Source organism: Macrococcus carouselicus (assembly GCF_004359515.1).
GTDB classification, from domain to species: Bacteria; Bacillota; Bacilli; order Staphylococcales; family Staphylococcaceae; genus Macrococcus; species Macrococcus carouselicus.
Map to the genome: position 1 here is coordinate 969,916 of NZ_SCWD01000001.1, position 19,801 is coordinate 989,716.

17 protein-coding genes are annotated in these 19,801 nt (G+C 46.6%); 3 read left to right on the forward strand and 14 right to left on the reverse strand.

All coding sequences use genetic code 11. The annotated features are described in order from the left end of the window. Positions 1–30: 30 nt before the first annotated feature. From pnpS to ERX40_RS04955, 11 genes are all read right to left on the reverse strand, one after another. Positions 31–1,734, reverse strand: coding sequence for a two-component system histidine kinase PnpS (gene pnpS, locus ERX40_RS04905; protein WP_133417376.1), 1,704 nt, complete (start codon positions 1,732–1,734; stop codon positions 31–33). Further along, positions 1,731–2,441: a response regulator transcription factor gene (locus tag ERX40_RS04910; protein ID WP_133417377.1), complete on the reverse strand. Its 711-nt coding sequence runs from the start codon at positions 2,439–2,441 to the stop codon at positions 1,731–1,733. Before ERX40_RS04910 ends, pnpS begins: the two co-directional genes overlap by 4 nt. 177 nt (positions 2,442–2,618) lie before the next feature. Beyond that, entirely contained in the window at positions 2,619–3,881 is a 1,263-nt protein-coding gene (icd, locus tag ERX40_RS04915; protein WP_133417378.1) for an NADP-dependent isocitrate dehydrogenase, read from the reverse strand. Between the two features lie 25 nt (positions 3,882–3,906). Further along, positions 3,907–5,025, reverse strand: coding sequence for a citrate synthase (locus ERX40_RS04920; protein ID WP_133417379.1), 1,119 nt, complete (start codon positions 5,023–5,025; stop codon positions 3,907–3,909). A gap of 223 nt (positions 5,026–5,248) precedes the next feature. Further along, positions 5,249–7,006 carry a pyruvate kinase gene (gene pyk, locus ERX40_RS04925; protein WP_133417380.1) on the reverse strand — a complete coding sequence of 586 codons (1,758 nt, stop codon included), beginning with the start codon at positions 7,004–7,006 and terminating at the stop codon, positions 5,249–5,251. A gap of 32 nt (positions 7,007–7,038) precedes the next feature. Further along, complete coding sequence (gene pfkA / locus ERX40_RS04930) at positions 7,039–7,998, reverse strand: 6-phosphofructokinase (RefSeq protein ID WP_133417381.1); 960 nt, start codon at positions 7,996–7,998, stop codon at positions 7,039–7,041. 120 nt (positions 7,999–8,118) lie between these two features. Further along, a complete protein-coding gene (locus tag ERX40_RS04935) occupies positions 8,119–9,045 on the reverse strand; it encodes an acetyl-CoA carboxylase carboxyltransferase subunit alpha (protein WP_133417382.1) in 927 nt (308 codons plus the stop codon). Further along, on the reverse strand, positions 9,045–9,902 hold the full coding sequence (accD, locus tag ERX40_RS04940) for an acetyl-CoA carboxylase, carboxyltransferase subunit beta (RefSeq protein WP_133417383.1): 858 nt from the start codon (positions 9,900–9,902) through the stop codon (positions 9,045–9,047). Before accD ends, ERX40_RS04935 begins: the two co-directional genes overlap by 1 nt. After that, positions 9,895–10,317, reverse strand: a complete 423-nt coding sequence (locus tag ERX40_RS04945) for a FadR/GntR family transcriptional regulator (protein WP_133417384.1) — start codon at positions 10,315–10,317, stop codon at positions 9,895–9,897. The genes accD and ERX40_RS04945 overlap by 8 nt, the downstream gene beginning before the upstream one ends. 86 nt (positions 10,318–10,403) lie before the next feature. Beyond that, positions 10,404–13,493, reverse strand: a complete 3,090-nt coding sequence (locus ERX40_RS04950; RefSeq protein WP_133417385.1) for a DNA polymerase III subunit alpha — start codon at positions 13,491–13,493, stop codon at positions 10,404–10,406. Positions 13,494–13,506: 13 nt separating this feature from the next. Next, the gene (locus tag ERX40_RS04955; protein WP_133417386.1) at positions 13,507–14,448 is read right to left on the reverse strand and encodes a DHH family phosphoesterase; all 942 of its coding nucleotides are present in this window, start codon (positions 14,446–14,448) and stop codon (positions 13,507–13,509) included. Positions 14,449–14,503: 55 nt separating this feature from the next. On the opposite strand from ERX40_RS04955, the gene ERX40_RS04960 reads away from it, so the two are divergent. Then, positions 14,504–14,854: a YtpI family protein gene (locus ERX40_RS04960; protein WP_133417387.1), complete on the forward strand. Its 351-nt coding sequence runs from the start codon at positions 14,504–14,506 to the stop codon at positions 14,852–14,854. A gap of 11 nt (positions 14,855–14,865) precedes the next feature. Here the strand turns inward: ERX40_RS04960 and ERX40_RS04965 are convergent, their stop codons facing one another. Beyond that, positions 14,866–16,158 (reverse strand): DRTGG domain-containing protein, encoded by a 1,293-nt coding sequence (locus ERX40_RS04965; protein ID WP_133417388.1) that lies wholly within the window; start codon positions 16,156–16,158, stop codon positions 14,866–14,868. A 12-nt stretch (positions 16,159–16,170) separates the two neighbouring features. Further along, entirely contained in the window at positions 16,171–16,854 is a 684-nt protein-coding gene (locus ERX40_RS04970) for a metal-dependent hydrolase (RefSeq protein WP_133417389.1), read from the reverse strand. A 90-nt stretch (positions 16,855–16,944) separates the two neighbouring features. On the opposite strand from ERX40_RS04970, the gene ERX40_RS04975 reads away from it, so the two are divergent. Continuing rightward, on the forward strand, positions 16,945–18,006 hold the full coding sequence (locus ERX40_RS04975; protein ID WP_133417390.1) for a M24 family metallopeptidase: 1,062 nt from the start codon (positions 16,945–16,947) through the stop codon (positions 18,004–18,006). A 47-nt stretch (positions 18,007–18,053) separates the two neighbouring features. Here ERX40_RS04975 and ald read toward each other — a convergent pair whose 3' ends face one another. Continuing rightward, positions 18,054–19,175, reverse strand: coding sequence for an alanine dehydrogenase (gene ald, locus ERX40_RS04980; RefSeq protein WP_133417391.1), 1,122 nt, complete (start codon positions 19,173–19,175; stop codon positions 18,054–18,056). Positions 19,176–19,294: 119 nt separating this feature from the next. On the opposite strand from ald, the gene ERX40_RS04985 reads away from it, so the two are divergent. Then, positions 19,295–19,792: a universal stress protein gene (locus ERX40_RS04985; RefSeq protein ID WP_133417392.1), complete on the forward strand. Its 498-nt coding sequence runs from the start codon at positions 19,295–19,297 to the stop codon at positions 19,790–19,792. Positions 19,793–19,801 lie beyond the last annotated feature (9 nt).

Below are 19,801 nucleotides of genomic sequence, written 5' to 3' on the forward strand. Positions count from 1 at the left end.
CAGAAAAAGCCATGCACTGTTGTGCATGGCTCAGCATTTTTTCAGACAGACTCTGAAAATTGATCCTTTTCCGAGAGCGCTTTCGACTTCAATCGTCCCGCCGAAGACTTCTATAATGTGCTTGACGATGGCAAGGCCAAGCCCCGTTCCACCGCTGTCTCTGCTCCGAGCTTTGTCGACGCGGTAGAAGCGTTCAAAGATACGGGCCTGTTCCTCTTTGGCAATACCCATCCCTTCATCGATGACCTCAAGAATGCCATCTTGCGCATCTTTGACGTTCACTTTGATGACCGCGCCTTCATGTGAATAATTGATGGCATTGGACAACAGATTGATAATGACCTGCTTCAGCTTGCTTGCTTCTGCCATCACCATTACATCAGGGGCAATAGACGTCTCAATCGAAATATTCTTCTTACTGGCCAGCTGATTGACGACTTCAATACAGCTCTCCGTCTTCTGACTTAAATTCACTTCACCAAGTAAAATATGACTGCTCTGTTCTATTTTCGACAGCTCCAGCAGTTCACTGACAAGTCCTTGTATCCGGTTGGACTCCTTCAGAATGATTTCAAGGAACATATCAAGGGTGTCGGGATCATTCTTAGCGCCGTCAAGCAGCGTCTCAGAGAAGCCTTTGATGGAAGTAATCGGTGTCTTCAGTTCATGTGAGACATTGGCCACAAAGTCCTTACGCATCTGTTCAAGCGACTTCAGCTTGGTGATGTCATGCAGCACGACAACGACACCTTCCAGCTTACGTCTGCGTCTTGACAATACAGGTACAACCGCTGCATCGAAATACTTCTTGTGTACATTCAGCATGATATCTATCGTTTCATTGATGGGCTTCTCTGAATATATCGCTTCTTTAATCATCCGATTGATGGACGGAAATGTGATGACATCTTCATAATGTCCTTCCAGCACCTGCAACCCTTTGTTGAACGTGTCGTTATAGGTATCATTGACAATCACCACCTGTCCCTGCTTATCGACCATCAGTATGGCTGACGGGATATTTCCGAGCGTTGTCTCCAGTCGGTTACGCTGCAGTTTCTGCTCATTGTTCAGTTTCTGCAGTGTTCTGGCCAGACGATTCGTACTGATGTAGAGGTCCTTTGTCTCTGTGACCGTGCTTTCAGGCACTCGCACTTTATAGTTGCCTTCTGTCAGCAGTTTAGAGGCATAAGTCACTTCTTTAATCGGACCGATATAACTCCGGTAAATATATCTGACGATAAAGAAGATGATCGGCACAGCGGTCACGAGCGTCAGTGTCAGATACTGCCAGATCGTGCGGATGAGACCTCTGAGATCGGTCAGCCGGTCTACGAGATAGACTGTATAGTCCTCTTGCCGATAGACCAGCACCGCTTTTGATCCGTTCTCCTGGAACCTGTAGAACTTTGATTCACCGGTATTGATCCATGGCGCCAGCACTTTTTTTATTCCGGCCTCATCAATGTCTGAACTTTTGAAAATAGTCTGTTCATCTTTCTGTATCCAGACCTGCTTCAGAGAAACTTGATCATAGCTGACTATTTCCCCTGGCGCATCAGGATCTTGTTGAATGATTTCGAGCAGCTGCTCAGCCTGACTCTTCAGTTCAGCTTCCTTCGATTTGCTGATCTGCTCACTGACGATATTGGTGAGAAAGAACCCGATCAGCAGAAAGCTCAGAATCATCAGCACGACCAGAAACGTAAAGAGCCGATTTGTGAAACCTCTCATATAGACCTTGGATTCTCCAGTTTGTAACCTAGACCACGGACAGTCTTAATATATTGAGGCTGTTTCGGATTCTCTTCGATTTTCTCACGCAGGTGACTGATATGGACGTCAACGATTCTTGAGTCGCCGGCAAATTCATAGTTCCAGACTGAATTCAGCATATGTTCACGTGTGATGACACGGCCCTGTCTTTCAATCAGATAGATCAGCAACTCAAATTCCTTCGGCGTCAGATCCAGCAGTTCATTGTTACGATAGGCTTCAAAATGCTCAGGCAGAATTTTCAATCGGCCGATATTAATCTCCTTACTCTGTCTGATATCCATCTGCTGTTCATTCACGACAGTGCGTCTCAGAATGGCTTTTACACGTGCTACAACTTCACGCGGGGAGAAGGGCTTCGTCATATAATCGTCTGCGCCTAGTTCCAGTCCCAGCACCTTATCAAACTCGTCGTCTTTTGCTGTCAGCATCAGAATGGGGATCTGGTTCTTTTCATTGCGGATTGCCTTGCAGACTTCAACGCCATCCATTTTAGGAAGCATCAGATCTAACACCAACAGGTCGGGACGTTCCGTGAAGACTTTTTCAAGCCCTTCTTCTCCGTCAAAAGCTGTTTCCACTTCATAACCGGCCTGCTGCAGGTTATATTTTAACAGTGTTACGATTGATTGTTCATCGTCAACCACTAAAATTTTCTGTGTCATGCGTTACCTCCATAGTATATGTCTCTTACATTATATATGAAGATGTTTTGTAAAGGCTATCTTTAATCAACAATTTTCAACTGCCGGTAACATCCTTTACATTAAATTCACATTCATTTTTAAAGATACGGTTATGATTGCCATAAAAATAAGCCGCATCACTGCGGCTTATCCTCATTACATATTCTTGATCAGTTCATCAGCAAATTCGGAACATTTCACTTCTGTGGCGCCGTCCATAAGACGCGCGAAGTCATAGGTCACCACTTTAGAGGCAATCGTTTTTTCCATCGATTGAGTGATGAGTTCTCCTGCTTCCTTCCAACCCAGATGATCAAGCATCAGAACACCGCTTAAGATGACAGATGACGGATTCACTTTATCAAGTCCTGCATATTTCGGTGCTGTACCATGTGTCGCTTCAAAGATGGCATGACCAGTCTCATAGTTAATATTCGCACCTGGTGCGATACCGATACCGCCGACCTGTGCCGCAAGTGCATCAGAAATGTAGTCCCCATTTAAGTTCATAGTCGCGACGACATCAAATTCAGCCGGACGTGTCAGAATCTGCTGCAGGAAGATATCTGCGATTGAATCCTTGATCAGTAATTTACCGCTGTTGACCGCTTCTTCCTGTGCTTTTTCTGCTGCCTCCTTGCCATCGGTTTCAACCATTTTATCATACTGAGCCCATGTGAAGACTTTATCGCCGAATTCACGCTCTGCTAAGTCATAACCCCATTGTTTGAAGGCACCTTCAGTGAATTTCATGATATTTCCTTTATGCACGAGTGTTAGTGACTGACGACCTTGCTCAAGCGCATAATTGATCGCTGCACGGACTAACCGCTCTGTCCCTTCTTTAGAGACAGGTTTGATACCAATGCCTGATGTTTCAGGGAAACGGATATTTTCTGCACCCATTTCATTCTGCAGGAATTCGATGACTTTTTTCACTTCATCTGATCCTTCTTTGTATTCAATACCTGCATAGATGTCTTCTGTGTTCTCACGGAAGATGACCATATCCGTATCTTCCGGACGCTTGACCGGAGACGGCACACCGTCAAAGTAACGAACTGGACGTAAGCAGACGAAGAGATCGAGTTCCTGACGTAATGCCACGTTAAGTGACCGGATACCGCCGCCGATAGGTGTTGTGAGAGGACCTTTGATTGCAATCAGATAGTCATCGATTGTATCCAGTGTTTCCTGCGGCAGCCATTCGCCGGTTGTATCGAATGCTTTCTGTCCGGCAAGAACCTCTTTCCATTCGATTTTCTTTTCACCGTTATAAGCTTTTGCTACTGCTGCATCCAGTACACGGACAGCTGCGTGCCAGATATCCGGCCCTGTGCCATCACCGATGATGTAAGGGACAACCGGATTGTTAGGTACATTTAATGCACCATTAGAGTTTGTAATTTTTTCAGCCATGATAAACCTCCATTAGTTAATTAGATTAGCGCTCTGAAACCGGAACATATTTGCGACCGATTTCACCGACATATTCTGCGCGCGGACGGATGATACGATTGTTTTCATATTGTTCAAGGATGTGAGCGAGCCAGCCTGAAACACGTGAAATTGCGAAGATAGGTGTGAATAAGTCGTGCTCAATGCCCATTGAATGGTAGACAGTCGCTGAGTAAAAATCGACGTTAGGTAACAGGCCTTTTTTCTCTTTCAGGATTTCTGCGATACGTATAGATATTTCATACAGTTCTTTCTGACCTGTTTCATCTGTGAGACGACGGGACATCTCTTTTAAATATTTCGCACGTGGATCTCCTTCTTTATAAACCCGGTGACCGAAGCCCATGATCTTTTCCTTGTTGTCGATTTTCTTCTGGAGATGGGCATCGACATTTTCAAGTGAACCGATTTCATTCAGCATCTTCATGACCTGCTCATTGGCACCTCCGTGCAGAGGACCTTTTAAGGCGCCGGCAGCAGCTGTTACACCAGAATACATATCCGTTAATGTCGACACACAGACACGCGCGGTGAAGGTAGAGGCATTCAGTTCGTGATCCGCATGAAGAATCAGCGCTTTATTGAACGCTTCTTCCTGAACGTCAGTCGGTTCTTCGCCAAACAGCATGTAAAGAAAGTTAGCCGCGTAACTAAGCTCTTTCTTCGGTTTCAGCGGTTCTTTCCCCTGACGCACACGGGCGAAGGCAGCGACAAGTGAAGCGACTTTCGCCTGAATACGGATAGCCTTATTATGATGTGCCTCATCATCGAACTCTTCAGCACGAGGGTCAAAATGAGCCAGGTAGCTGAGTGATGTACGCAGTCCTGTCATCGGATGGACATCGTCTGCTGCATAATCCTCGAAATGCTCATAAATACGTGGATTCAGCACCATATTCTCGAGGAGCTGTTCCTTTAAATTATTAAGCTCTGATTCTGTCGGTAATCTGAAATTCCATAAGAGGAAAATGACTTCTTCAAACTGTGCATTCTCTGTTAAATCATCGATATCATAGCCAGCGTAAGTCAATTGCTGACCTACAATTGAACTTACTTTTGTTTCAGTTGCGAGGACACCTTCTAAACCTCTGATTACTTCTGTCATATTCATATCCCCTTTATATAAGTTGAGTTAAGTGACGTTTAATTCATTACATGATTTATTATACAGAATTTAGGCACAATTGTGAACGTTTTCATCCCTTAGCTATTATTTATTGCTCGTGATAAGTTTTACTTATGTATATAATGTTCAGCTGCTTCTAAGGGGGTGATTTAATCATGATGATCATAGAAAAATACCATCACAGCTGTGATGGCATTTTAATTTAGACTTTAGCATGTCCTGCATATACTTTATTGTGCTGAGCATCCACCGTTACGACAGTGTCCTGCTCGAATTTGTTATAAATATCTTCGATTCCTACGATTGTCGGTTTACCGAGTGTCAGTCCGACCACTGCAGCATGACTGGTCAGTCCACCTTCTTCAGTGACGATAGCGACTGCCTGTTCAATATAAGGAACCATATCTGCATCTGTGGAATGAGTGACAATCACTGCATCCGTGAGATCTTTATCAGCCAGTTCCTGTGCATGCTGGACTTTGACGACACGACCGACTGCTGATGTACGACCGATCCCCTGACCTGATGCCAGCTCATCGCCCACCAGCTGGATTTTCATGAAGTTAGTCGTTCCTGCTTCACCTGTCGGAATACCGGCAGTGATGATGATCAAGTCGCCATTTTCTACGCTGTCTGCCTCGATCGCTGCTTCAGATGCCTGTTCCAGCAGCTGGTCAGTTGTTTTCTTGCCTTCTTTGACAACAGGGACAGCACCCCAGACAATGGACATATGACGTGCAGTCTGTTCATAAGGCGTCATTGCAATAATATGCGCATGGGGACGATATTTTGAGATGATCTGCGCGGTATGGCCGCTTTCAGTTGCTGCGACAATAGTCTGTACATTGAGATTCAGCGCAGTATGAGCCACTGACACGCCGATTGCATTGACCATATTCGTCTCATTCAGTTTCGTACGGTTGCTGAGCAGCTGTTTGTAATCCTGTGCCTCTTCTGCCGCATAAGCGATATTCGCCATAACTTTAACAGATTCAACCGGATACTGACCGGCTGCCGTCTCGCCAGATAACATCACGGCATCTGTTCCGTCATAGATGGCGTTCGCTACGTCACTTGCTTCTGCTCTTGTCGGACGCGGATTGCGCTGCATGGAGTCAAGCATCTGCGTTGCAGTGATGACCGGTTTGCCGAGCGCATTACATTTACGGATCAGGTCCTTCTGAACAAGCGGCACGCGTTCAGCCGGAATTTCAACACCCATATCACCCCGCGCGACCATCAGTCCGTCTGACACCTGGAGAATCTGATCGATGTTCTCGATGCCCTCCTCGTTTTCAATCTTCGGAATAATACGGATGGAGTTACATTTGCGATCTTCTAAGATCTTCCGGATTTCCAGTACATCGCTCGCACGGCGCACGAATGATGCTGCGATAAAATCAACACCCTGCTCAATACCGAACTTGATGTCTTCAGCATCCTTGTCTGTAATACCCGGCAGGTTGACTTTAACGCCGGGCAGGTTGACCCCTTTTTTATTCTTCAGTTCTCCAGCGTTGATGACGTCACAGACAATTTTGCCTTCGTCATGCTTCAGGTCTTTCACTTTAAGTTCAATCAATCCATCATCCAGAAGGATCGTTGAACCGACGTGCACATCATTGATGAGTTCAGGATAAGTCACAGAGAATTCATCAGGTGTGCCTGTCACTTCCTGCATATTGATGACAACCGTTGAGTTTCTAGCAAGTTCAATTTTGCCGTTTTCCATATTATGCGTACGGATTTCAGGTCCTTTAGTATCAAGGAGAATCGCCACTGTTTTATTCAGTTTACCGGCTACAGTACGGATGTTCTGAATACGCTCGGCGTGTTCTTCATGTGAACCATGTGAGAAGTTCAGTCGGGCAACGTTCATACCGGCAGTCATCAGCTGTTCTAATGTTTCAGGTGATTCTGAAGCAGGGCCGATTGTACATACAATTTTAGTTTTTCTCATTTTTAAATACTCCTCCATTAAGATCAATTTAATTAAATCGATAGTTCGTTCGTCAGGCGATACATATCTTCATCAATTTTATGATGGCTAGAGAAGATATCCTCAAATTCCGTTTTTGTCAGTTTATTGTTCTTAATACCGACTGCCAGACCAGATTCACCGCTCATCAGTAAATCGACTGCATAGGCACCGAACCGTGAAGCAAGTACTCTATCGATACCGGATGGAGATCCCCCGCGCTGGATATGACCGAGGACCGAGACACGTGTATCCACATTGATGTATTTCTTCAGTTCTTCACCACATTCATGGCCGGACATCACGCCTTCAGCAACGATGATGATGGAATGTTTCTTGCCTCTTTCAATACCCTGCTGAATCTTATCCGCAATCTCCTGAATGTCTTTCTTATGCTCAGGAATAAGAACGGTCTCTGCTCCACCTGCCAGTGCTGACCAAAGTGCCAGATCACCCGCATCGCGTCCCATCACTTCAATGATAAATGTCCGCTCATGACTTGATGCCGTATCCCTGATCTTGTCGATCACTTCAATGATTGTGTTAAGAGCTGTATCAAATCCAATCGTGAAGTCTGTACCATTGATATCATTATCGATTGTACCGGGAATACCGATCGTCATGATTCCTTCCTCATTCAGTCGCTGCGCTCCGCGGTAACTGCCGTCACCACCGACAACTACCAGTCCTTCAATACCCAGGTTCTGCAGATTTTCAATCCCCTTTTTCCGCACTTCCTGATCTTTGAACTCCGGACAGCGGGCCGACTGAAGAAATGTCCCCCCGCGCTGAATCTTATCACCTACTGCACCGCGGTCCAGCTGCTTGATATTATTGTTTAACAGGCCCTGGTAGCCCTGATAAACACCGTACACTTCGATATCATGGTAAATCGCTTTTCTGACCACTGCACGTACTGCTGCGTTCATCCCCGGTGAATCTCCACCGCTCGTTAATACTGCAATCTTTTTCATAATGGCTTCCTCACTTTATTATCGATATTAACTATAACGTACCATAAAAAAATGTTGGTTACCATCAATTACAAGTGTCGGTATCAATGAAAACGTTTCACTATCAGACAGCTGCTTTTTTTATTGCCCTGCCCCGATATTCCGGTATTTTTCGTAGCGCTGATTGACAAGTTCTTCACTGGATAAAGCTCTCAATCCGCTTAATGTCCGCTCAATCGCCTCACCAATCCATTCACTCTGCTTCTCGACATTCTGCTGTGCCCCGCCCAGTACTTCCTGAATGACTTCATCTGCTACGCCTAGTTCAAGCAGATCGGGTGCCGTGATACGCATCGATTCAGCTGCCCGTCTGGCCTGCGTGCTATCCTTCCAGAGCAGGGCTGCTGCGCCTTCAGGTGAGATAACGGAATAAGTCGAGTTCTCGAGCATCAGAAGCTTGTTGCAGATACCGATTCCAAGCGCGCCGCCGCTTCCGCCTTCACCGATTACAATCGAAATGACCGGCACCTTCAATCCTGCCATCTCTACCAAGTTGCGTGCAATCGATTCACTCTGCCCACGTTCTTCAGCCGCTTTTCCCGGGTAGGCCCCTTTCGTGTCGATGAAGCAGATGACCGGACGGCCGAACTTTTCGGCCTGTTTCATCAGGCGGAGTGCCTTGCGGTATCCTTCAGGATGCGCCATACCGAAATTGCGGTGAATGTTGTCCTTCGTATCTTTGCCGCGCTGATGACCGATCACTGTCACCGGCTGACCTTTCAGCATTGCAAGTCCACCGATCATTGCTGCATCATCCCCGTATGTACGGTCACCATGCAGTTCAATGAAGTCATCAAAGATCGCATAGATATAATCAAGTGTCGTCGGACGTTCTCCCATTCTGGCAATCTGGACACGGTCCCACGGCTCAAGTGCACGATAGATCTCTTCATATAAATTCTGACGTTCTTCCTTCAGCTTCAGAAGTTCTTCGTCCTTATGTTTTTTCTCCAGTTCCTTGATTCGTTCGTCAAGCGCTGCAAGTGGTTTCTCAAATTCCAGTTTCATCAGTTTCTACCTCCGTGCATTAAGATCAGATTACTGAGCGTTGAACGCATATCCTTGCGATGAACCACTTTATCAAGCTGACCGTGTTCCAGCAGGAACTCGGCAGTCTGAAAGTCATCCGGCAGTTTCTCATTGATGGTCTGTTCGATAATGCGTCGTCCGGCGAAACCGATCAGACTCTCCGGCTCTGCAAGGTTGATGTCGCCGACAGATGCGAAACTCGCACTGACTCCACCTGTCGTCGGATGCGTCATATAGGCGATATAGAGCTGGCCGGCATCGCTATGGCGTTTAATTGCTACGCTCGTCTTTGCCATCTGCATGAGTGAAATAATGCCTTCCTGCATGCGCGCACCTCCACTGGCTGTAAAGATAACAAATGGCATCTTCTGCTCCGTACAGTGATCGATGACACGGCAGATTTTCTCACCAACAACAGCGCCCATCGAGCCCATGCGGAATCTTGAATCCATGACACAGATACCCAGCGGCATCCCGTCGATCTTGATGGTACCTGTCACCACTGCTTCATTAAGACCGGTTTTCTTTCTGTCTTTTTCTACTTTCGGTATATAGTCAGGAAAGTCGAGTATATTCTCAGAGATCATGTCACTGTCGAACTCGACGAAGCTGTCCTTATCTGCCAGATGATTGATCCGCTCATGCGCAGTCATCGTCAGGTGAAAATTGCACTCCACACAGACGTTCAGATTTTTATTGAGTTCTTTCGTGTACATGATTTTGCCGCATTTCGGACATTTCACCATAATGCCTTCCGGTACATCTGTTGCTTTTATTTTAGGGACTGCCACATATTTCTTATTTTTATTGTTGCGTTTGAAAATATCTTTAAACATCCTTTTTCTCCTTCCCGCTGAACACTCTCTCATAATGAGTGATCAGTCTATAGACACGGAATATAATGCGGTTGCTGTCACCTTTTCGATCGATAAACTGTTCCAGCAGTTCCTTGAATTCCGTTATTTCTTTTTTCTGCTTGTCTGAATAGATCAGAAATCGGCCGATTATCTCAAAAAGCTGATGGTCATCCACGTTCGAGAGGAATGTCCCTTCTCCCCTTTTAGTGGTGATGATGCCGATCAGCTCCATCGCTCTTAACGCCTCACGGATGCTTGAACGGCTGAGATTCATTTTCTCACTCAGATCCCGTTCGGAAGGAAGCTTATCACCTGCTGCTAGATCATGCTCAATCATATAAGTCTCCAGTTCTTTAACGACAGAAATAAAACCTTTTTGCTTTATGCTGTTCATTGAATGACTCCTATTAATAAATTAAAAAACCGAAGTGGTCTGACCACTACGGTTTAATATATCATAATCAATCACCTTTATAAAGATTAAATCAGTCGGATGAGCTCAGGCGGATAATGCTCAAGAAGCGTTGTCATTGTCTGTCTGCTGACTGACCCCTTCTTCACTGAGTCACCCGTTGTATAGTTGAACAGATAAAGCGCAATCGGCCCTGACTCCAGTTCAACTGCCGGTTCCTTCAGAATATAGATCTCCTTGACCCGGTTCATAAACTCATCTTTAAAGGCAGAGAAACTCTGCATCTCGGTCAGGATAATCTTACCACCGGTGTCCTTTTTCCCTTTGATCACCACTTCTTTTCCACCAAGCAGTGACTCCACCTTGCTGAATACATCGGGGAAGATAACCAGCTCTATTTCAGTGGCGCCATCAGTCGCTGTCGCAAACGCCATGGGCTGTCCTTTTTTGGTACGGATTTTTCTGACCGCAGTCAGACCAACGAGCAGCCAGCTGCTCTCAGTCATACCTTTTACCTTAAAGAGCGGCAGGTAAAGGTGTGCATTGAAGAGCTCTTCTACCGGGTGAGGGGACAGATAAAAACCGAGGTACTCAGCTTCATAGGCGGTCAGTTTCTCAGCAGGCATCTCTTCTTTCTCCTGATAACTTTTCTTCAGACTGAGGCCCAGCTCCTCAAGAAAATGATCACCTTCCTGGGCCTTCTCCATATCCATGATGCTGTCCATCGAAGCGAGAAGTGTGGCCCTGTTCCGGCCGAACTCATCAAACACACCGGTGACAATCATGGCTTCCAGTGCGGCCTTGTTCACGGACCGCTTCGGCAGACGCTGCATAAAGTCATAGATATCGTCGAACGGTCTTTTTTTTCGCTCCTCTATAATATCCATGACCGTTCTGTAACCCACACCTTTGATCATGCCGAGTGACAGAATCACTTTGTGTCCGTCCGCTCTGAAGAACCAGTGAGACTGGTTGATTGCAGGCGGTACAAATGGAATCTGCTTCGCCTTCATCTCACTGATCAGTTCAGAGAGTTTCTCTTCGCTGCCAATCACATTACTCATTGTCGCCGCGTAGAAGTAAGTGGGATAGTGAACCTTCAGATAGAGCATCATATAGGCGATCTGTGCATAGGCGACGGCATGTGCTCTAGGAAACCCATAGTCCGCGAACTTCATGATCAGTTCATATATCGCTTCAGCTGTCTGCCCGTCATAGCCCTTCTGCCTGCTGCCTTCAATGAAATGCTGTCGCTCTGCTTCCAGTACATCCCGTTTCTTCTTACTCATCGCACGGCGCAGATTATCAGCTTCACCGAGTGAGAAGCCAGCAAACTGACTGGCGATCTGCATGATCTGTTCCTGATAGATGATAACGCCGTAAGTTGACTTCAGAATCCGCTCGAGGTCCGGATGAAGATATTCAAAAGGCTGGCCATGGCGTCTTTCAATATAGACAGGTATCTGTTCCATGGGACCGGGTCTGTACAGACTGAGAACGGCGACAATATCTTCGAAGTGCTGGGGCTGCAGCTGGCGGAGTACCTGTCTGATTCCAGAGGACTCGAGCTGGAATATTCCCGTTGTATCAGCCCGACTGAACGCCTCAAAGACCGCAGGGTCATGATAGTCAATCGTTTTGGTCGTAAAATTCTGCCTGATCTGATTGAGAACCCGCTGAATGGTCGTCAGATTGCGGAGTCCTAGAAAATCGATCTTGAGCAGACCAAGATGCTCGACTTCTGTCATCGTCCATTGTGTCAGATTAAGGGCATCCCCTTTGATCAGTGGTACATAATCAGTCAGGAGCTGGTCATGAATGATTATTCCTGCGGCATGGGTGGACGTATGGCGTGGTAATCCTTCAAGTCTCGTTGCGATTTCAAACCATTGCCGGTGTCGTGCGTCTTTATCGACAAAGGTCCTGAATTCATCCACCGCATAAGCACTGTTCAGTGTGATGCCTAATTTACGTGGAATCAAGTGAGAGATCAGTTTGAGGTCTGCATCTGAGAACTGCAGTACCCGACCGACATCCCGCATAACAGCCCGTGCCGTCAGATGACCGAATGTCACGATACCGCTGACATTGAACGGCCCGTATTTATCGACACAGTAATCAATCACTTCATGGCGCCTCGTATCCTCAAAATCGATATCGATGTCCGGCATGGTGACGCGTTCCGGATTCAGAAAACGTTCGAACAGCAGATGATGTTCAAGCGGGTCGATCATCGTGATATCGAGCAGATAACTGATCAGAGAACCGCCTGAAGAGCCCCGTCCCGGTCCGACAAGAATTCCTCTACTTTTTGCATAGCGGACAAGATCGCTGACAATCAGGAAATAATCACTGAATTCCATCCGTCTGATGATATCGTATTCCCTTGTCAGCCGTTCCTGATAATCCTCTCCGTAGTCTCGTGCCGCTTCCTCCAGCAGTTGCCATAAATAATCATCACTGGATTCCCCGTTCGGCGTCTCGAACTTCGGCAGATGCTTGAGACGTGGGATCTCAACCTCGCACATAGCTGCCAGTCGCTCAGTCGCTTCAATATATGCAGGCTCAACATGTTCAAATTCTGATTTTCTCCGGAAGTAATCCTCCCCTGTGACGCGCTGCAGAGACAGTCTGGTATTGCTGTCGATGGCCTGCAGCACATTCAGGTCAGTAAGTCCGGATGGCTCCAGATATTTCACACTTGAGAGATAGACCTTTCTCTCCTCAGCAACAGCTGACAGATGACAGCCATAACTGCCCTCAAACTTTGATAAAAGGCTCTCAGAAGCCTGCTTGAATATAAGAATCAGCCCCTTGGAATACTGTGCCAGCATACTTTCAGAAACGACTGTCAGCTCCTTCAGATGAATGCGTGAAGACAGGCGCATCAGATTATGATAGCCCTCAAGATCCTTTGCAAGCAGGACCGTCTCTGTCTTATCAATCCCATTCGTCAGATAGACCGTCATACCGATGATCGGTTTCAGCCCTGCCGCCAGACATTGGGAGTAGAAGGTCTGTACACCGTACATAACGTTCGTGTCTGTGATGGCGAGTGCTGTCTGGCCGTCCTCTTTAGCCCGACTGATCAGTTCATCGATTCTCACGGTAGAAGCCAGCAGGTCATAAGCTGTATGGATATTTAAATGAACAACCATCACACTCACCTCATTATTTTACGATTGATTTCAGTTCCTCTATCAGCTGATCCAGTTCCTCTGGACTATAGACCGTCGCTCCGCTTGCCAGCGGATGACCTCCACCATTGTAACGTGCCGCCAGCTCATTGATTGTGACACGCTTACTTCTGATGCGGACACGGATCTGATCACCTTCATCCACAGCGAATACCCATGCCTCTATTCCCTCCACATCACTCATGCTGTTGACGAAAAGTGAGGCTTCATTGGCACTGATGTCAAACTGCTCCAACAGCTCAGGCGTGATGAAGATAGAGCCGACATGGTCCTCATAGTTGAAGTTCTGCAGCACATAGCCCTGAAAATGTATGCTCTTCAGTGAACGTTGCTGCATCTGATTGATCATCGCCGTATGGTCAAAATCATATTCACGCAGCAGACCCGCAATCTGCATGGTCCTGACCGTTGTATTATTGAAGAGAAAACGCCCCGTATCTCCGACAATGCCGATGTAGAGACATCTGGCGATAGCCTTGTTCAGATAGTCCTTACCGTAACCGAAGTTCATCACCAGTTCAGCGATGATCTCACTCGTTGAGGACGCTTTTATATCCACGAGATTGATATCTCCGTAGTCATCTACAGGGGGATGATGATCGATTTTGACCAGCTTCTCCCCTGATCTGAAGCGTTGATCATCAATACGCGGCGCATTCGCTGTATCAAGCACGATGACCAGTGCACCGTTATAGTCGCTGTCCGAAACATGATCCATCTCTCCTATAAAAGCGAGATTATCAACCGTTTCCCCTGCCGCCAGTATCTTCTTGCTGGGATACATCTTCTTCAGCAGCATCTTCAGTCCGAGCTGTGAGCCGAGCGCATCAGGGTCGGGTCTGACATGACGGTGCAGGATAATAGTCTCATAAGTGTTAAGCCAGTTCAGCAATAATTTGATACTGTTTTTAGTCATAGTTTCTCCTTTTAGCTGTTCACCTCTGCTATAATGCAGTTGGAGGTTGTTCATTATGTGGAATACAATATTACCTTATATCGTGTCACTCACAGTGGCCATCATGATCTTCTCGCTTGTTCTGACGTTATACCAGATTGCGCGCTACTTCAGAACAAACCGTGAAGTGCGTAAAGCCTGGTACCGTGCGCGCGGTAGAATGATGTTCGGCATCTTCCTTATCGCGTTCGCTTTCAATCAGATCCTGCTGTTCACGACACTCGTGGCCTATCTGATCTGCGCCGTACTGATCGTCTTTGCGGTTGCGAATATCAGTTACGGCGTCCGTGCGGGCCGTTATTTTGAGCAGTATTTCGATGAAGAGGACCGTGCGTGGGCTGAACTCGAGAACGACAAGAAAGCTTAGGCTTTCTTTTTTTATGCCTCAATCAGCTGACACATCATCATCGCTTTAGAGACGATCTCCTGCTCCGAATAAATAGTGACTTCCATCTTGGCGAATTTACGACCAAGGTCCAGCATATCGAATGAAATAGTGAGCACTGAATCAATCGGCACGGTCTTCAGGAAGTAGATGTTCATGCTCTCAATCAGTGCTTCTCCCCGACGTTCACGTTTCAGCAGGTGTTTCGTCGCCTCTTCTATCATAGCAATGAACACTGATTTACTCATCGTACCGAGCTGATTGGACATCTGCGGTGTAACCCGGACCGTGACCTTGTCATCAAAACGCATCTGTTTCAGCACCTGGTCGTTCAGCGTATGGCCGATCTGCGGCTGTCTCTCGATTGACTGCATCGCACGAAGGACATCTTCCCTTGTGACAATACCGATCAGGCGATGATGCTTATTGACAACGGGCAGGAGTTCAATCCCTTCCCAGATCATCACATGGGCACACGTCGCTATCGTCGAACTGATATTGACGGTAATCGGATTTTTAGTCATCACTTTCTTGATCTTCGTACTGTTATCAAGATCGATAACATCTTTGTTCGTGACAATCCCGTATGCGCGCCTCTGTTCATCCAGCACCGGGAATCGGGTATGCCCGGAACTGTGCGACAGCTGTTTCCAGTCACCGACCGTATCATTTTCATACAGTACAGAAGTGACATCTGCCGGAATCAGAATCTCAGCAACCGTCAGCACTTCCTGCTTGATAAGCTGGTCATAGAGTGCACGGTTGATGATATTCGCCACTGCAAACGTATCATGGCTCGTCGACAGAATAGGGAGTCCTTTCTGATCCGCCAGCTGTCTGACTGAATCACTGATAGAGAAGCCGCCTGTCACGAGCACCGCACTGCCTTTTTCCAGGGCCAGCTGCTGAATATCCTGTCTGTTACCGACAATCAGCAGCGTGTTATCGCCGAGATATTTGACGACATCCTCTTTCTCCATCGCACCGATTGCAAAACGTGACAGTGATTTATGCAGGCCGGTGCGTCCGCCGAGCATCTGACCGTCAATAATCTTGACGATTTCAGCAAATGTCAGATTTTCAATCGCTTCACGTGTCTTCTTCTCGATACGAATCGTACCGATACGTTCCATCGTTGAGACGATGCCCCGGTTTTCCGCATCCTTGATTGCGCGGTATGCCGTTCCCTCAGAAACAGACAGATCCTTTGCGATCTGTCTGACTGAAATCTTACTGCCTACCTTCAGGCTTTCTATATGGTTGATTATCTGTTCATGTTTCGTCATGCTGCACCTCAATTATAGTGTGATGGATTCTCCCGGCTGAATGATTTCGACCCTGCCGTCCACCTTACTTCTGAACTCTTCTGGATCCTGCTTGATAATGTCGAATGTATTGTAATGAATCGGCACTGCAATCTTCGGCTTGATGAAGGTGTTGACTGCATAGCTCGCATCGTCAATACCCATTGTGAAGTTGTCGCCGATCGGAATGAAACAGAGGTCGACCGGGTGTCTTTCTGCAATCAGCTGCATATCAGAGAACAGGCCCGTGTCGCCGGTATGATAGATGACCTTTCCTTCAATCGTGAAGATGAGACCGCAGGGCATGCCGAGATAAATGATTCTACCCTCTTCTTCCGTGAAGGAACTGCTGTGGAAAGCCTGCACGAATTTCACTTTACCGAAACCGAATTCGACATTGCCGCCGATATTCATCGGATGACCATTTTCCACCCCTTTTGCCGACAGATAATCTATCGTCTCAGGCAGCGCGATCACCATCGCACCTGTCCGTTCTGCGATTGCTACGGTATCACCTAGATGATCGCCGTGTCCATGCGATAAAATGATAAAATCAGCTTCCACCTCATCTGCTGACAGGTCAGTCAGCGGATTACCTGAAATAAAGGGATCAACGATGACCTTTTTGCCGTTCGCTTCAAAAGAAATACAGGATTGTCCGTGAAAAGTTACTTCCATCTGTCTTCACTCCTTATTATTTGTATACTGTTATTATACCTCATCAATCCGTCTTTTGATATGATAGGACATATGAAGGAGTGAAGAGAAATGAACAACCAAAAGCTAGAAACGCTTAAGCAGCTCATCGCCTCAGCAGAGCTGAATGGCATCTGGATTTCTAATCCAGAGAACATCAACTATCTGACAGGTTTCCTGTCCAATCCGCATGAACGTCTGCTTGCTTTACTGGTGACTGAAGATGAATGTACGCTCTTCGTACCTAAAATGGAAGTGGCAGCAGCGAAGGCAGTATTCAAGGGCACGATCATCGGCTATCTGGATACGGACAACCCTTACCTGCTCAGAGAATTCGGACTCAGCCGGCTCGGTATCGAAAGCGGGCACCTGACAGTTGCCCGTCTGGAACAGCTCAAGCAGTATTTCTCAGTCAAGGAAACCATCGCTATCGACCAGTCCATCAAAGATATGCGTAATATCAAGACTGCAGAGGAAATCAGTATACTGAAGGAAGCCGCGCGATATGCCGATGAAGCGGTCAGACTGGGTGCCGCCAACTTGAGAGCAGGCATCAGTGAAATCGAGGTTGTCAGAAGCATCGAGAACAAGATGCTTGCAATCGATGGAATCACTGCGATGAGCTTCGATACGATGGTCCTATTCGGTGATCATGCAGCAAGTCCGCATGGCACCCCCGGCAGCCGTACACTGAAGGAAGGTGACTACGTTCTCTTTGATTTAGGTGTCGTCTACAAAGGCTACTGCTCGGATATCACAAGAACCCTCGCATTCGGCGAGACAAGTGAACTGCATAATCAGGTTCACGCGATTGTGACAGAAGCAAACCGACGGGCAATCGAACTTGTGAAACCGGGCGTCAGAATCGCTGATATCGATGCAGCTGCCCGTGACTATATCAAAGAACAGGGATACGGTGAGGAATTCCCGCATCGCCTCGGTCATGGTCTCGGTATCAGTGTCCATGAGTTTCCCGATATCTCATCAGCGAATGAGGACGTGCTGAAAGAAGGCATGGTTTTCACGATTGAACCAGGTGTCTATGTAGCTGGAGAAGTCGGTGTGCGCGTTGAAGATGATATTTTAGTGACCAAAGAGGGTTATGAAGTACTGACTCACTATCCAAAATCATGACAAAATAAAAAGAAGACATGAAACATTTCATGTCTTCTTTTTGATTCTTACATTTCAGCAAGTAATTCACTTGCATCTTTATATTCCAGTCCTTGATCATCAGCAACAGCTTTGAATGTCACATAACCGTTTAAAGTATTGATACCTTTATGAAGTGCTTTATTATTTTTCACAGCTTCAACATAACCTTTGTTAGCGATTTGTAATGCATAAGGGATCGTCGCATTGTTCAAGGCCATTGTAGAAGTACGCGGAACTGCTCCCGGCATATTCGCTACTGCATAGTGAACGATATCATGTTTAACATAAGTTGGATCATCATGTGTAGTGATGCGGTCAGTCGTTTCGAAGATACCGCCTTGATCGATCGCGATATCGATGACCACTGAACCCGGATTCATGGATTTGATCATTTCCTCAGTCACAAGTTTAGGCGCTTTTGCACCCGGAATGAGGACTGCACCGATAACTAGATCACTGTTTTTAACGCTCTCAGCGATATTGAATGGTGTAGACATCAATGTCTGCACTTTGCTGCCGAACAGATCGTCAAGTTGGGCAAGACGAGCGGGATTTAAATCGAGGATAGTCACGTCAGCGCCAAGTCCTACTGCCATTTTTGCTGCGTTTGTGCCGGCCTGTCCACCACCGATGATTGTTACCTTACCTTTTTCAACCCCTGGTACACCCGCAAGTAAGATACCTTTACCGCCGCCTGTACGTTGTAAGTACTGGGCACCGATCTGAGTAGCCATACGTCCAGCTACTTCACTCATCGGTGACAGAAGCGGTAATGAACCATTGTCAGCCTGCACTGTTTCGTAAGCGATACCGACTACTTTGTTGTCAAGCAATGCTTGAGTCAGTTCTGGTTCAGGAGCTAAATGAAGATAAGTGAAAAGAATCAGATCTTCTCTGAAATACTGATATTCTGCTGCGAGTGGTTCTTTGACTTTCATCACCATCTCAGCCTGCCATGCTTCTGCAGCTGAAGGGACAATTTTACCGCCCGCTTCTGTGTAATCTTCATCCGTGAAGTATGAACCTTCTCCAGCAGTTGTTTCTACAAGAACTTCGTGGCCGAACTGAACCAATGAATAGACGCCCGCTGGTGTCAGAGCGACACGGTTTTCATTGTTTTTAATCTCCTTAGGTACACCGATAATCATTTAAAATTCCTCCCTATAATTGATTGCGTTTTCAGTTTAACACTTTAAAATGAAAACGCAAACATTTCCTGCTCAAAAGTGGTATAATAAGGGTGTAAAAAATAATGGGAGGGATTTGTATGTTGTTCTATCAAAATATTCTGATTGCTGTCGATGGTTCAAGTGAAGCGGAGTGGGCTTTCAATAAAGCGGTCGAAGTTGCGAAACGTAATGACGCAACGCTTTCTATCGTCAATGTCATCGATACCAGAAGCTATGCCAGTGTTGAAGCCTATGATCGTTCGATATCCGAACGCGCTGCACACTATAGCAGCAAGCTGCTTGAAGGTTACAAAGAAGCAGCGATCAACCGCGGTGTAAGCCATGTAGAAGTCTACACTGAATACGGTTCCCCTAAAACAATCATCCCGAGAAAACTTGCCGCTAAGCTGAACGTGGATCTCATCATGTGCGGTTCTACAGGTCTGAACGCAGTGGAACGATTCATCATCGGTTCTGTCTCAGAAGCGATTGTCCGTCATGCAGAATGTGACGTCCTCGTTGTCCGCACTGAAACACTGCCAGAAAGCTTCGAGCCTGAGGTCGCGACTGAACAGTTCAAACAGGATCACCAGTAAAAGAGAAGA